Here is a 13,797-nt window from a genome sequence, read left to right as displayed (position 1 = left end):
TTAAAAGTGAAATACTACTATGCTTGGGGGTCAATAACAATGAAACCATTTGCTTTTCTCTCCGATTTTGACGGCACGCTTTCGCAGCGGGATTTTTATCATTTGATGATTGACCGTTTTTTCCCGGAATGGGGGCATCAATTTTACCGGGACTGGAAGAAAACAACGAAGATTAATGTGGAGTTTCTTAACCATATTTTTGGCAAGCTTAATCTTACGGAAGAGCAGCTATTGGACGAGATCCGCAAAATCCCGCTCACGCCGGGGGCGATTGATTTTGTCCATGAGGTTCAGGCGCGCGGGGGAGACTTTTATATCGTAAGCGCGGGTACGTCATGGTATATCGAGCGGCTCCTGCAGGCTCTTGAAATTCCGAATGTTACGGTCATTTCCATGCCGGCCGTACACGAAAACGGTGCGCTGCGGATTGTTCCCGACACCTCAAACCCTTTTTTCTCGGAGATTTTCGGGCTGGATAAACGCAAGGTGCTTGAGGATATGCGGGGACGCTACCGCACGGTTTTATTTGCCGGGGACAGCGAGCCCGACCTTGAAGCGGCCAAAGCGGCCGACATCGCTTTTGCCCGAGGCGAGCTGCGCGATCTGCTGACGCGGGACGGAATCAGTCATGTGCCGGTTGACGATTATCATGCCATTTCCGGCTATTTGAAAGAAAAAGGGTGGCCGGAGTGAAGCGCCAGGCCCATGAAATCGCAATTCCTGCGCTTCTGGAGGTTGGCGACCAGGTTCTTTCCCATTTTGGAGCGCTGCTCTGTAAGGCAGGGTTTTCACGCATTGTCCTCTGCTTTGGCGAAGGCATTCGCCCTCTATGCGAGCCGCAAATTGTTCAATCGTTGACGGAGCAAGCGCAGCTTGAAGTGCTGGACAACCGGGATGTTCTGGACAACAGCCTTGAATCTATTGCGAAGACCGCCTTCACGCTTCCGGCTCGTACAGAAGCTGTTGTCGGAATCGGGGGAGGGAAGGGACTGGATATTGCGAAATATATCGCGTTTTTAAACGGGCTGCCGTTTATCAGCGTGCCGACTTCAGTCGCCCACGACGGCTTTGCAAGCTCCGGCTGTTCCCTTTATGTGGAGGGGCGCCGCACGTCGGTTCCGGCCCGGATGCCTTACGGCATTTTGGTGGATCTTGGACTTGTCCGGAATTCGCCGATTCAGTTCCTTTACAGCGGACTGGGGGACATCCTCTCCAAAATCCCGGCGATTTTCGACTGGCGGTTCGAGGAATCCCGCGGCGCTACCCGCGTTAACGACTTCGCGGTGATGATGGCCAAAAAATCGGTAAACAGCATTGTGCGCATGCCCTATACCGATATCCGCGAGTTCTTTTTTATAAAAGAAATTGTGGATTCCCTGACGCTTTCCGGAATTGCCATGGAGATTGCCGGAAGCAGCGCGCCTGCAAGCGGCAGCGAGCACCTGGTCTCCCATGCCCTCGACCAGATTGTGGAGCGGCCGCAGCTGCACGGAATTCAGGTGGGCGTAGCCTCTTACCTGATGTGTCTCGTGCAGGAGCACCGAGTGGAGCGGGTCCGGAAGTTCCTCGGTGAAACCGGATTTTTTGATTTCGTCGCGACGCTTGGGATGAAGCGGGAGGATTTTGAACGGGCGATTGCGTTGGCCCCATCCATCAAGCCGTCCCGCCGGACGTATCTGCATCTGCCGGAGATGCGCGAGAAGGCGCTGGGCCTGCTTCGCAGTGATGAAACGCTGCGGCGGATTTTGAGTTGAGTAATGAATCCGACTTGAGTGGCCATTCTTTAGAGCCGGAAGTTACTCCTTGATGAGATATTAGCAGGCAATGGGTTTAATTTGTCCATACGGGTCCAACTGAAGATCTCACAAGTTCGGGATCGGATGTTATGACGGCAGAAAACTGCCTATGTTCTATACTCATGTAAATATCTTCCTAAATATAATGCCCCCATGGTATAATCACAGCAGCGATAGAAGGCTTGCAAGGGCGGTCGGCTAGTCTCCCGGAAGGGAGGTGATGCCTGTGGAGGTTTATCAAGCGCTGTCTTTAATGTTCATGTTTGGCATGTTCATTATTGCTCTGCTCAATTACCTCAAAAAGAAATAGACCGCCCTGGTCAAAGGAAGCGGTCTATTTCATGAGGCCTAACCTGTTAAGCCGCCGCCCTTAAAAGCGGCTATTGCTTGGGGAGTCGTGTTGGTAGCACGGCTCTCTTTGCATTGTACGCAGTTTCTGGCTTTATTATAACACGAGGAACGGATAATTCAATGACACGAGTCGTTCCTCATGACCCTTTACTTCCTCTAACATGCGCCAATATTTAACTCCACATAGGGATATGTACTGAATTTTACCTGATACCGGCATTGATGTTCATTATTCCCGCTAGATAATTGACCGCATCTTCATAACAATTAACTTTCTTCACCGTAAAATACTTCATGAATTCTTTCGTCCACATATCCATTTCTTCTTCTATTTCATTTACTTCATTCATGATGAACACAACATATTTACAATCTGTATTTGCCATAGCCGGAAGCAATACGGAAAATCCCCATTCCACATCTTCTTGTTCATCTTCAAATCCGTTTCTCGCATCCACGACAAAATTACTATTGGGGTATTTCTTAAGCAATTCCAAAGCGAATGTCGTTGGGGTTCTATAATCATCATAGCAGCAGAATTTTTTCCATGTAAGAAATACAATATTGTCTTCCGGCATATATTTCACATGACTAAATTCCGAATTAAATTCATTTTTCTCAACATTCATATTCATAGATTCCCCCTGCTGAATTGGATGAATTCCTATTACATTTTTGCCTGTATCCATCAAGTATATCATTGTTACCGGAAGTCAAGCATGAACATTCCTCCATCTTAGAATCCTCGGGGGTACACCGCTTTGAAAATCGCACTGAAAAATTATCAAAAAGATCTTTCAAAATAATTGTGAAATACTTCACAAATAAACAAATTTAATGGTATACTTAATATAATGAATTAAAGAGAAACATGTTGAAGACCAGGGACGTAGCAGCGAAACAAGATTTGAAGTCCGAGATTAAAGCCATGCTCGCGCTCCTTCACTTCCCATTTCGTCCGTTGCTCCCTTCTTTTTTTGTTTCGTTCTTTCTTTCATCTTAAATAAAAGAGATTCAAAACTGGGGGGTTAACCAATGAACAAGAAAGTATTACCGGCTCTTATTCTCGTTCTCTCGGTCCTGCTTGTTATCGCGGGATGCGGCAGCGGGAATGCGGGCAACAACACCGAAAACAAAGAATCTGCTGGAGCAACTGTGGGACCAACCGCCAAAGCAACAGCTGAAGCCACTTCGGGAGCGTCTACAGTCGAGTATACGCCGATCGATCAACTGAAAGATAAATACGATATCATCATTGTCGGAGCGGGCGGTGCCGGTATGACTGCCGCGCTTGAAGCCAAAGCGAACGGCAAGAACCCGGTTATTTTCGAAAAAATGCCGGTTGCCGGCGGGAACACGACCAAATCCTCTTCGGGGATGAACGCTTCGCAGACGAAATTCCAACAAGAGCAAGGCATTAAGGACAGCAATGATTTATTTTATGAAGAGACCTTAAAAGGCGGCCATGGCACCAACGACAAGAAAATGCTTCGTTTCTTCGTTGACAATTCCGCAAGTGCTATCGATTGGCTGGATTCCATCGGCATCCGATTGAACAATCTCACGATTACCGGCGGAATGAACGAAAAGCGCACACACCGTCCTGAAGACGGCTCCGCGATCGGAGGATACCTGGTCAAAGGTTTGGTGAAGAACGTAAGAGAACAAGGGATTCCGCTTTTTGTTAACGCCGACGTGAAGGAGCTTACGCAAGCAGACGGCAAAGTTAACGGCGTGAAGGTCCTCTTCAACCAAACTGACGAAAAAACAATTGCTTCCGATGCTGTCATTGTGACAACCGGCGGATTCGGGGCCAACAAGGAAATGATTGAAGAAGTCAGACCAGATCTCAAAGGATATGTGACCACTAACCAAGCAGGCAGCACCGGCGACGGCATTAAGATGATTCTCAGCGTTGGCGGCACAACCGTGGATATGGATCAAATTCAGGTCCACCCGACCGTGCAACAGGAAAAATCCTACCTCATCGGGGAAGCGGTTCGCGGCGAAGGCGCCATCCTCGTTGCCCAAGACGGCAAGCGTTTCGTGAACGAGTTGGATACCCGCGACAACGTTACGGCAGCTATCAATGCCCTTACCGAAAAATCCGCTTATCTGGTGTTTGATTCCGGCGTGAAATCCCGCGCCAAAGCGATTCAACAGTATGAAAAAATGGGCTTTGTGAAAACAGCCGACACCATCGAAGCACTAGCCAAAGAAATCAACGTTCCGGCGGATCAGCTTAAAGCGACACTGGGCACTTGGAACAGCAGTGTGAAAAATAAAAAAGATGCCGAATTCGGCAGAACTACAGGAATGGACAACGACTTGTCCGCAGCGCCTTACTACGCCATCAAGATCGGCCCTGGCATCCACTACACCATGGGCGGCGTGAAGATCAACACGAACACCGAAGTGCTCAATAAAGAAGGCAAAGCGATTCCGGGCCTTTTCGCCGCAGGCGAAGTCACCGGCGGCCTGCACGGCCAAAACCGCATCGGCGGCAACTCCGTAGCCGAAATCATTATTTTCGGCCGCCAGGCGGGTATTAAGGCTGCTGAATCTGTAAAAGCACAATAAGATATTAGCTTTCTCTTTTCACTGAGTAAAATACAAACGCTTGGGCCATCATGGTCCAAGCGTTTGTTTGTTTTGTTATTCGGTTGGGAGACGCCCGGAAGACGGAGCTTCCACTTTTGAAGTTCCTCCGGTGCAGCTGTCTATGACCGGAAACAGCTATCGCTTAAGTCCCTTTGATCTCATCCAGCATTTTGACCATTCGATATAAGGCTCTGTTATAAGGAAGGTCCATCCCGAAGTCACCGGCTAACCGGATGACAGCTCCGTTCAACGCTTCGATCTCCGTCATTCTCCCTTTCAGCACATCCTGCAGCATACTGGGCAAATGATCGCCGCATGCCTCAGGTTCGCAAGCCCGCCTCAATTGATTCATGACCTCATCGGTTCTCACATTGATACCCAGCCGGTGCCCCACTGCCGCTACTTCCCCCACAATCGAACTCATCAGTTCTATGCCAAGCGGGTGGGTTCCCGCCTCTCCCGCGTTTAGCCGGGTCAAGGCCGTAACCGGATTGATCGAGGCATTAAACGCCAGCTTTTCCCAAATCATCTGCATTGCATCCTCTGAGACCACCGTCTGAAATCCCGCCGCGTTGAAAGTAGCTTCCAGCAAATCAACAGCAGGCGAACTCCCGCCGGTCAACCGGGAGAGATATGTGATGCCTGAACCGCCGATTTGTACAGCGCCCGGACCGAGCAGGTCGGAGCTGTACGTAGTGACGCCGGCAAGAATACGTTCCTTCGGAATATAGCGGGGAAGAATTTCGATGCCGGCGATGCCGTTCTGAAGGGAAACCACATGGGTATCCGTCCCGATAATGTCCCTGAAGCCGGAGAGGGCCTCATCCGTCTGGCCGCTTTTGGTCAGGAGGAGGACATAATCATATACTTCGCCGGGAAGCGGCCGGCTGGCCGCCTTAATCCTAAGTGTTCGGGCTGAATGTTCGTGTACAATGCGCAGTCCATTTCGCTGTATTTCAGCCACGTGGTCTTTCCAGGAATCGTAAAGAACAACCGCATACCCCGCTTCAAACAAGTGGGCGCCGATCCGGCTTCCCATCGCGCCCGCTCCCAGAACGGCGATTCTTGGAGAAGATTTCATAGTCCCAGCTCCTCTTTGCTCTTTTACGTAAGTTTACCTTACATAATAACAACATATCGGAAACAAACCGGTTCGAAAACGACTGAATCGTACGCTTTTCAGGTTCTGACTTATTCGATTCGCCCAGTGCGGCTTGTTTTTTGTGAAGGATTTGTGAAATGAACTGTACGGTTCGCCCGGTAAACTTAAAAAACACCGTCCGTTTCGAATGTATTCAACCTTTTTCAATTCCGTTATGGTAGACACATGGAATATAAGATGACATAAATTATTAATTTTTCTTGAACGATACGGGGGCCGGCAGGTTAATCCGACGTTCAAAAGTCCGCTTCTATTCCATCCGGATACTGAAACAAGGAGGAACGAAGGCATGTTAAAGACGGAAGACAATGAATTGCTGACGCGTACCGGTCCGGAAACCCCCATGGGCGAAATGTTCCGGCGTTACTGGATTCCCGTTCTGAAATCGGATGAACTGCTTTCGGACGGGGAGCCGAAGAAAATCAAAATCCTCGGCGAAGATTTACTGGCTTTCCGGGATACGGACGGGAAGGTCGGCTTAGTCGACGAGAAATGTCCGCACCGCGGCACCTCCCTGAGTCTCGGCAATAACAGCGGCTGCGGATTGACCTGTATTTACCACGGCTGGAAGTTCAACACCGAAGGGGAATGCGTCGATCTGCCGTCCGAGCCGAAGGACAGCAAGCTCAAGAAAGGCATTCACCTTAAAGCCTACGAGACGACCGAGAAGAACGGCATCGTATGGGGGTATCTGGGGCCCCAGGAGCATCAGCCTCCTTTTCCGGACTTTTACTGGATGAACTTGCCCGATTCCCGGCTCGTATCCGAACGGGTATGGCAGGAATGCAACTATTTGCAGGTTATGGAGAATGACCTGGATTACGTCCACGCCGCTTTTCTGCACAAGGCGCTTCAGAAGCAGAACATCAAGGACGGGCTGCTAAGCAGCAAGCTCGGCATTAATCCCGATCATCCCCTGGTTAAGAATCCGCCGGTCAAACAAGCCGTCGAAACGACCAGCTACGGCAAACGCTGCATCGCCGTAGGCAGCGAGGACGAGACGACCGATGTGTTTATGGAAATCCACTACATTTTCCCTTTTTATACGTACCCTCCAAGAATGAAAGGCGAGGACGGCATGTGGCACGCCTTTATCCCCCGGGACGATCACAGTACATGGAGCTGGGACGTACAATTCGCCCATTACAGCGACATCGACGCGGAAGCCCAGCGCGAACGGCGCGGCATCCTGGTCGACGAGCAGTTCCGCAAGCTGAACAATATGACGAACAACTACAAGCAAAACCGCGAATTGATGACCTACGCCAACTATTCCGGGATCGAAGGGATCGCAAATCAGGATCATGCCGTCACCGAAACGATGGGACCAATTGTGGACCGTTCCAGGGAGCATCTGGGGACGAGCGACCTCCCGATTATCCAGATGCGGCGCATGCTGCTCGATAATGTGAAGGCGCATATGCGGGAAGAGCCCACCATACGGCTGCAGGACATTCCACTCGGTAAACTGTACAGCTGCGGACTTACAGGACCCAAAGGCCGGAAATGGAGTGAAGTAATTCCGCTGGACGGCGAGTTTGTCTACAAGGACGGAAGCTTTACGGAAGAAACCGAAGGCCCTCATTCCTATGAAAAGGTTTGACGGGTACCGGTCATTTCAGTACCTTCGCCAAGAAGCCGATTACCGGTTCTATCCGCTCGCGGAGCGGTCCGATCCGGGGAAAGCGTGTGAAGAAACGCTGACCGAACCGGAGCGGAGGCGATACGAAGCCTTGATGAGCGGCCACCCCATTCTCTCCCTGCGCGATCACGGCTTCACCATGCCTAAGCACAGTGAAGATATTCTCGCATACTGCCGTCAGGGGTATACCGCATTCGACTATGAAGGCCTTGCATTGTCCAGACTTGACGGCCTGTTCGAAAACTTCATGGACGGCGTCATGAATGTGACGTCCAAAGCCGGACTGAAATGGGACGATGTCCTGTGGAACCTCGGGATACGGTACTGTGATATGGCTCATCAGGATACGGTGCGCATCGCTTCAAGTGTGAACGATATCCTCTCTGCCAAAGCAACCGGTCAAATCGCCATTATCCCTTCACTTGAGGCGGCTACCGCCCTTGAGAACGAAATCGAACGCGTGGATATCCTCTATGGCTTCGGAATCCGCTGTATGGGCATCACCTATAACGATGCGAATACGCTCGGTTCGGGACTGTCAGAGACGCATGACGGCGGACTGACCCGATTCGGCAGGCGGGTAGTGGAGCGCATGAACCGCCTCCGCATGGCGATTGACATTTCCCACTGCGGCGACCGCACGAGCATGGAGGTGATCGAGGCGAGCGAACAGCCCGTGCTGATTACCCACGCGGGAGCCAGAGCGCTGTGGAACACTCCCCGGATGAAGCCGGACGAGATTCTGCTCGCCTGCAAGGAACGGGGCGGCCTCATCGGAATCCTGGCCGCTCCGAACACGACCATGACGCGAAACCACCCGCACCACTGCCTGGAATCGGTCATGGAGCATTTCGAATATGTCGCAAATCTCGTCGGAATCGACCATGTTGCCTTTGGACCCGATACGTTCTTCGGCGATCACACGGCGCTGCAGCGTGCGGTAGACAATCAGCTCTCGATCGGAGCGTCGCACAGCGGAGAGCATTTTACCGAAGCGGACTATGTAAGGGGAGCCGAGAATCCGGTGGAGGCAGTGCCCAATATGATCCGGTGGCTGATCCGGCACGGATACACCGACAGCGATATCGCCAAGGCAGCCGGCGGCAACATCTTGCGCGTCCTTCGTCAGCTGTGGGACTGAGGCGGAACTACACTTCCAGAAAGGAGACTACATATGGATGTCTCGGAACACCGGACCGTTATCGTTACCGGCTCCTCGCAGGGAATCGGGCTCGCCATCGCTGGCTATTTCCTTGATAACGGCTGGCGTGTGGCATTTGTCAGCTTGGACCTGGAGCAAATCCGTTCCCGATTTCAGGCGAAGCTGGACAGCGGGGAGGCTTTGTTTTTTGAAATGGATGTTACCGACAACGCCAAGATCGCCGAATGCGTGAGCGTTGTGATGGAACGCTGGGGACGAGTCGACGCGCTGGTGAACAATGCCGGCATCCGGACAGGAACCTCCATTGCCGATACGACGCCGGAAGAGTGGAACCGTATCATGTCCGTTAATTTGGGAAGCACCTTCTTCTTCTCCCAGGCTATTGCTCCCGTTATGAAACAGCAGAGCCAAGGCCGGATCATCAATATGTCCTCCTTCGGCGGACAGTTCGGACCCATGACTTCGAGCGCGGCCTATTCCGCTTCCAAGGCCGGACAGCTCGCGTTAACCAAGGTATTCGCACGCGAGCTCGCTCCTTACAGCGTAACCGTGAACGCCGTCGCTCCGGCTTCCGTAAGGACACCGGAAATGGACAAGATGGACCCCGCCTTTATTGAAAAAATGGTTGAGACGATCCCCGTGGGGCGTGTCGGAGAATCGGAAGAGGTAGCGGAGCTCGTCTACTATTTGGCGGCCGGTTCCACCGGCTTCATCACCGGAGCGACCTTCGACATTAACGGCGGAAGGCTGATGCGGTAGTCCGCGTGCGCTAAACAGTAAGTTGCGTGAACCAAATTTTATGAATGAGGTGATAGCTATGGCCATGGAGCACGGAGCCCCGAAAATCCCCGAGAAGCTTCGCGTCCTGATCATGTTCGAATCGACAGGCTGGTTCGATACGACACCAGAGGAGAAGAAGGAGCATGTACTGCCTGCCCTGAATGAGGTCATCACCGCCTGGAAGCAATACGCAATTACGCTTCTTGGCACGATCGACCGGGACATTCTAACCGCCGGACATGCCGGAGAAAAAGGCTTTCACGCCCTTTTTCTGTACGACGTTCCGGATCTGCAGACCGTAACAAACATGACCCACGCTTTTCGCGCGACCGGACTGGACCGTTATTTCCGTCTTGAAGCGATTATCGGACGCCCCTTTTTCTTGCTGGAAGCCTGATTATTTCATACCCGGGAGGTAATGACGATGAAGTTTGGTATTTATGTGGAAATGCAAAATCCGAAGTCGAACCCGAAGCCCCACGCGCAGTTATATCGCGAAGTTCTGGAGCAGATTGAGCATGCCGACAAGAACGGCTTCAATTCCTTCTCTACGCTTGAGCATCACTGGTTTGAAGAGTTCTCCATCTCCGCGAATCCGCTGGCGCTTTATTCGGCGGCGGCGCAGCGGACGAACCATATCCGCTTCCGCACCTGCTCCCACGTCCTTCCGCTTCACAATCCGATGGTCTTCGCCGGTCAGCTGGCGGCCGCGGATATCCTAACGGGCGGCCGGATCGAAGTTGCCTTCGGTCGAGGCCATTCGTGGGTATTCCCGAAAGCGTCCATTCCGCTGGAGCAGAGCCGCGGCCGGTTTATGGAATCGCTGGAAATTCTGAAGCTGGCCTGGTCGCAGGAATCCTTCTCCTATGACGGCGAGTATTACAAGGTAAAGAACGTTTCGATCGTTCCGAAGCCGGTGCAGCTGCCGCATCCGAAAATTTATACCGGCGGCGCAAGCAACCACAACTACGAGCTGGCCGGCAAGGAAGGCTGGGGCGTCCTGATTACTCCAATGCTGCCGTTCAGCAAAGTGAGGCAGCACCTGGATATTTACCGCGAAACCTGCGAGAAGTACGGCAACAAGCCGGATATCGTATACGTCCAGGCAGTCTACCTGGATGAAGACGAGCAGCGGGCAATCAGCGAGGCTGAACCTTACATCAAGCAGTTTATGGCAGGCAACGTCTCTCCGACCAAGGAGATGCCTTCCCGGGAAGAAATGCTGGCCAAGGATTTCGCATTCTACGCGTCCGGCGCGTTGGAAGAGCTTGTGAAAATCCCCTATAAGACGCTTGTGGAAGAGGAATACGTATGGGTGGGCACTCCGGAGACGATTAAGGAAAAGGTCCAGCAGATCGTCGATGAATGCCCGGGACTAACGGAAATCAGCCTCCTCTGTACCTATGGCGGGATGGAGCACTGGCGCACAATTCGCACCCAGCAGCTGTTCAGTGAGCGTATTATGCCGCACATTCATGAGAAAGCACCGGTTATACCCGGTTAATATTCCTTCACCCGGGAGGTTGATCGACGCCATGAGTTTAAGCGAATATATCGCAAGCCTGTTCGGCGAGGAAGCAGTCGCGCTGCTTGAGGAGGAACCGGCCTTTATCGGCCCGCTCTTTGAAGAAGGTGATGCCGAATGAACGAGTCGGTTCACAGCCTTACGCTTTCTGCGCTGTTCCCGTTAATCAAGGACAAGCAGATTTCGCCCGCCTGGCTGACGGAGCAGACGCTCCGGCGCATCGAATCACTGGAGCCCGGGCTTCGCGCCTTTATCCGGGTACTGCCCGAGGAAGCGATGGAGCAGGCCAGGACGCTTGAGGCCGAGGCCGTGCAGGGATACATTCGCGGTCCCCTGCACGGCATTCCCGTCGCCGTCAAGGACGTGCTGCAGACTGGTGGAATCCCAACAACGGCCGGCTCCAAAGTACTGGAGCACTGGATCCCCGATCAGGACGCAACCGCCGTCGCCAGACTCAAGCAGGCTGGGGCGATTGTGATCGGGAAAGCGAATCTGCACGAATTCGCCATGGGAGCTACGACGGAGAACCCCCATTACGGCACGACCCGGAATCCCTGGGACCGGGACAAAATCGCTGGCGGCTCCAGCGGCGGCAGCGCAGCGGCTTTGGCTGCCGGGATGTGCTTCGGGGCGCTCGGCACCGATACGGCGGGCTCCATCCGGCTGCCCTCTGCCTTGTGCGGAACAGTCGGCCTGAAGCCGACTTACGGGGCGGTCAGCCGCTTCGGCTGCGTCCCCTTCAGTTGGTCGCTGGACCATGTCGGCCCGATGGCGCGCACCGTTGAAGATACCGCGATCCTGTTCGAATCCATAAGCGGATTCGACCCGAAGGATGCCGCCTCGTCCCGGCGGCCGCTTGCGCCAGACCCAATCGGGAAGCGGGAAGATTTAAAGGGTTTTAGGCTTGGACTCTGCAGGGAGTATTTCTTTGAAGGCATGCATCCGGAGATCGCCGGGATCGTGGACCGGGCAATGGAACGCTTACAGAGCCTCGGGGCGGAGATACGGGAAATCAGCATCCCCGGTCTAAGCGAGGCTCAGGGGGCGGCGAGAATTATCGCCCAGTCGGAGGGCTATTCCTTTCATAAACCGATGCTTCAGCATGCGTCCGGGCAATACAGCGAAGATGTGCGCTTCCGGCTCGAGTTCGGGCGGCAGGTGTCCGCGGACGATTATTTGCAGGCGCAAAAATTCCGCCGGAAATTTATCGCGTCAACGGCTGCGGCCATGGCATCCGTTGACGCGCTGATCTCTCCGATGAATCACAATCCGCCGTTTCCTATTGGCTCGGTCTCTCCGGAGCAGGCCATCCACAACATGTTCCGCCTGGCCAAAGCGCCGCTGGCGAATTTTCTCGGCTTTCCGGCGCTATCCGTTCCCTGCGGTTTCGTGGAAGACCGGCTGCCGGTAGGGCTGCAGCTCATTGGGAAGCCGTTCGACGACCGCAAGCTCCTGCTTATCGGAGACGTGTACGAACGTTCTGAATCGTGGTCGGAGCGGCTCGCCCGGCATATTTCCGAACTGCTGTAACACCTTAAAAGGCCTGTGACCTTCAGATCCCCAATGGATGACCGGTCACAGGCCTTTATATGCTACAAAACGGATGAAACCCGAAGGAACGTTCCGGTTGTGACACTTAACACTTCCCGCTGCTCATTCTCCACCCTGCACTCCAGAAACAGAGCTTTATATCCATCCTTTACAAAGCGGGCATCGGCGATCAACCGGCCGCCGGCGGCCGACTTCATGTACGAGGTTTTCGTTTCCAGCGATACATAAGGGACATCCTTAAATTGTATCGTCAGAAAACCGAAAGCCGTATCGGCCAGATAAGCATGAATACCTCCATGAACAATGCCTAGCGGATTCAGCATGAGCGTTTGGACCGGGCATTCGATCCGGCATACTTTGTTGTCCTCGTCATAGGAAACGGCAAATCCCAGGAGAGCGAATAAAGGCGTTTGCTCAGTGTCCACGTTCTTTTCCCCTTTCGCCCTCCGGTACTTTTTTATTCAAAAAGGCTTCAATCCCCGCGATATAATCGGGGCCGTCGAAGGATGAGAGGACAAGCGCGGAGATTTCTTCATTTTCCTCAGTCATTCCGTCCATAATCTCGTGAATGATTCTCTTTGTTCCTTTAATGGAAAGCTGCGAATTTTGCGACAGCATGCGGGCATAGGCATAGACCTCATCCTCCAGCCGATCCGGTTCAAACAGACGGTCGATCAGGCGCATCCGTAACGCCTCCTCGGCCGCCACCCTCCGGGCTGAATATAAAATATCCTTGGCATTCGACGGTCCGACCTGCCGGACCAGATATTTCATGCCGAACAAATTATAGACCATCCCCAGCTTGGCGGGCGTAATGGCGAACGCCGCCGAGGTATCGGCAAACCGGAAATCACAGACCAGGGACAGCTCGCAGCCCGCCCCGATGCAGTACCCGCGAATCATCGCGATCGTCGGCTTGTTCAGCCGCGCCAGGACGTCCTCTGCCCGATGGGCCGCTGCGTTGTACAGCTTGGCGGACGCGGAGCTTGCCCGGACGGAAGTGAATTCACCGATGTCCGCTCCCGCCGAAAACGCCTTGTCGTCATCGCTCCGGATAATAACAGCTTTGACCGCCTCGTCCCTCTCCACTTCGATCAGCCGCTCATACAGGGTGTGCCACATGTCCAGTGAAATGGCGTTTCGCCGCTCGGGCCGGTTGAGCACGATTGTGGCGATATCCCCATCTTTTCTAACATATATCTGTTGATCCTCCCGCATCCAATCCCC

14 protein-coding genes are annotated in these 13,797 nt (G+C 53.1%); 10 read left to right on the top strand and 4 right to left on the bottom strand.

Translation table 11 applies throughout. The annotated features are described in order from the left end of the window. Positions 1-39 precede the first annotated feature (39 nt). From EH198_RS15005 to EH198_RS25430, 3 genes are all read left to right on the top strand, one after another. Positions 40-693 (top strand): MtnX-like HAD-IB family phosphatase, encoded by a 654-nt coding sequence (locus tag EH198_RS15005; RefSeq protein ID WP_124696327.1) that lies wholly within the window; start codon positions 40-42, stop codon positions 691-693. Continuing rightward, a complete protein-coding gene (locus tag EH198_RS15000) occupies positions 681-1,754 on the top strand; it encodes an iron-containing alcohol dehydrogenase family protein (RefSeq protein ID WP_246014337.1) in 1,074 nt (357 codons plus the stop codon). Before EH198_RS15005 ends, EH198_RS15000 begins: the two co-directional genes overlap by 13 nt. Positions 1,755-2,016: 262 nt before the next feature. Further along, positions 2,017-2,106 (top strand): putative holin-like toxin, encoded by a 90-nt coding sequence (locus EH198_RS25430; protein WP_268958508.1) that lies wholly within the window; start codon positions 2,017-2,019, stop codon positions 2,104-2,106. A 244-nt stretch (positions 2,107-2,350) separates the two neighbouring features. Here EH198_RS25430 and EH198_RS14995 read toward each other — a convergent pair whose 3' ends face one another. Further along, entirely contained in the window at positions 2,351-2,848 is a 498-nt protein-coding gene (locus tag EH198_RS14995) for a hypothetical protein (protein WP_221621527.1), read from the bottom strand. Positions 2,849-3,182: 334 nt separating this feature from the next. On the opposite strand from EH198_RS14995, the gene EH198_RS14990 reads away from it, so the two are divergent. Further along, the gene (locus EH198_RS14990) at positions 3,183-4,727 is read left to right on the top strand and encodes a flavocytochrome c (protein ID WP_124696325.1); all 1,545 of its coding nucleotides are present in this window, start codon (positions 3,183-3,185) and stop codon (positions 4,725-4,727) included. Between the two features lie 163 nt (positions 4,728-4,890). On the opposite strand, the gene EH198_RS14985 is transcribed toward EH198_RS14990, so the two are convergent. Beyond that, on the bottom strand, positions 4,891-5,829 hold the full coding sequence (locus EH198_RS14985) for a ketopantoate reductase family protein (protein WP_124696324.1): 939 nt from the start codon (positions 5,827-5,829) through the stop codon (positions 4,891-4,893). Positions 5,830-6,199: 370 nt separating this feature from the next. Here EH198_RS14985 and EH198_RS14980 point away from each other — a divergent pair, with 370 nt between their 5' ends. The 6 genes from EH198_RS14980 (at position 6,200) to EH198_RS14955 (ending at position 12,549) form a co-directional block, all read left to right on the top strand. Beyond that, a complete protein-coding gene (locus EH198_RS14980; protein WP_124696323.1) occupies positions 6,200-7,513 on the top strand; it encodes a Rieske 2Fe-2S domain-containing protein in 1,314 nt (437 codons plus the stop codon). Then, positions 7,500-8,693, top strand: a complete 1,194-nt coding sequence (locus tag EH198_RS14975) for a dipeptidase (RefSeq protein ID WP_246014335.1) — start codon at positions 7,500-7,502, stop codon at positions 8,691-8,693. Before EH198_RS14980 ends, EH198_RS14975 begins: the two co-directional genes overlap by 14 nt. 33 nt (positions 8,694-8,726) lie before the next feature. Then, entirely contained in the window at positions 8,727-9,473 is a 747-nt protein-coding gene (locus tag EH198_RS14970; RefSeq protein WP_025333249.1) for an SDR family NAD(P)-dependent oxidoreductase, read from the top strand. A gap of 40 nt (positions 9,474-9,513) precedes the next feature. Next, positions 9,514-9,891 carry a hypothetical protein gene (locus EH198_RS14965; RefSeq protein ID WP_038595516.1) on the top strand — a complete coding sequence of 126 codons (378 nt, stop codon included), beginning with the start codon at positions 9,514-9,516 and terminating at the stop codon, positions 9,889-9,891. Between the two features lie 27 nt (positions 9,892-9,918). Beyond that, entirely contained in the window at positions 9,919-10,998 is a 1,080-nt protein-coding gene (locus tag EH198_RS14960; RefSeq protein WP_025333247.1) for an LLM class flavin-dependent oxidoreductase, read from the top strand. 138 nt (positions 10,999-11,136) lie between these two features. After that, entirely contained in the window at positions 11,137-12,549 is a 1,413-nt protein-coding gene (locus tag EH198_RS14955) for an amidase (RefSeq protein WP_124696322.1), read from the top strand. A 62-nt stretch (positions 12,550-12,611) separates the two neighbouring features. On the opposite strand, the gene EH198_RS14950 is transcribed toward EH198_RS14955, so the two are convergent. After that, on the bottom strand, positions 12,612-12,995 hold the full coding sequence (locus tag EH198_RS14950) for a PaaI family thioesterase (protein WP_025333245.1): 384 nt from the start codon (positions 12,993-12,995) through the stop codon (positions 12,612-12,614). After that, on the bottom strand, positions 12,985-13,788 hold the full coding sequence (locus EH198_RS14945) for an enoyl-CoA hydratase/isomerase family protein (RefSeq protein WP_025333244.1): 804 nt from the start codon (positions 13,786-13,788) through the stop codon (positions 12,985-12,987). The genes EH198_RS14950 and EH198_RS14945 overlap by 11 nt, the downstream gene beginning before the upstream one ends. Positions 13,789-13,797: the final 9 nt, after the last annotated feature.

This window comes from Paenibacillus rhizophilus (assembly GCF_003854965.1).
Classification (GTDB): domain Bacteria; phylum Bacillota; class Bacilli; order Paenibacillales; family Paenibacillaceae; genus Paenibacillus_AQ; species Paenibacillus_AQ rhizophilus.
This window is presented reverse-complemented; position numbering and strand designations above follow the sequence as displayed.

Coding starts and splice junctions, on each gene's coding strand:
- EH198_RS15005 (WP_124696327.1), top strand. CDS start 40: ATGAAACCATTTGCTTTTCTCTCCGATTTTGACGGCACGCTTTCGCAG.
- EH198_RS25430 (WP_268958508.1), top strand. CDS start 2,017: ATGCCTGTGGAGGTTTATCAAGCGCTGTCTTTAATGTTCATGTTTGGC.
- EH198_RS14995 (WP_221621527.1), bottom strand. CDS start 2,848: ATGATATACTTGATGGATACAGGCAAAAATGTAATAGGAATTCATCCA.
- EH198_RS14990 (WP_124696325.1), top strand. CDS start 3,183: ATGAACAAGAAAGTATTACCGGCTCTTATTCTCGTTCTCTCGGTCCTG.
- EH198_RS14985 (WP_124696324.1), bottom strand. CDS start 5,829: ATGAAATCTTCTCCAAGAATCGCCGTTCTGGGAGCGGGCGCGATGGGA.
- EH198_RS14980 (WP_124696323.1), top strand. CDS start 6,200: ATGTTAAAGACGGAAGACAATGAATTGCTGACGCGTACCGGTCCGGAA.
- EH198_RS14975 (WP_246014335.1), top strand. CDS start 7,500: ATGAAAAGGTTTGACGGGTACCGGTCATTTCAGTACCTTCGCCAAGAA.
- EH198_RS14970 (WP_025333249.1), top strand. CDS start 8,727: ATGGATGTCTCGGAACACCGGACCGTTATCGTTACCGGCTCCTCGCAG.
- EH198_RS14965 (WP_038595516.1), top strand. CDS start 9,514: ATGAATGAGGTGATAGCTATGGCCATGGAGCACGGAGCCCCGAAAATC.
- EH198_RS14960 (WP_025333247.1), top strand. CDS start 9,919: ATGAAGTTTGGTATTTATGTGGAAATGCAAAATCCGAAGTCGAACCCG.
- EH198_RS14955 (WP_124696322.1), top strand. CDS start 11,137: ATGAACGAGTCGGTTCACAGCCTTACGCTTTCTGCGCTGTTCCCGTTA.
- EH198_RS14945 (WP_025333244.1), bottom strand. CDS start 13,788: ATGCGGGAGGATCAACAGATATATGTTAGAAAAGATGGGGATATCGCC.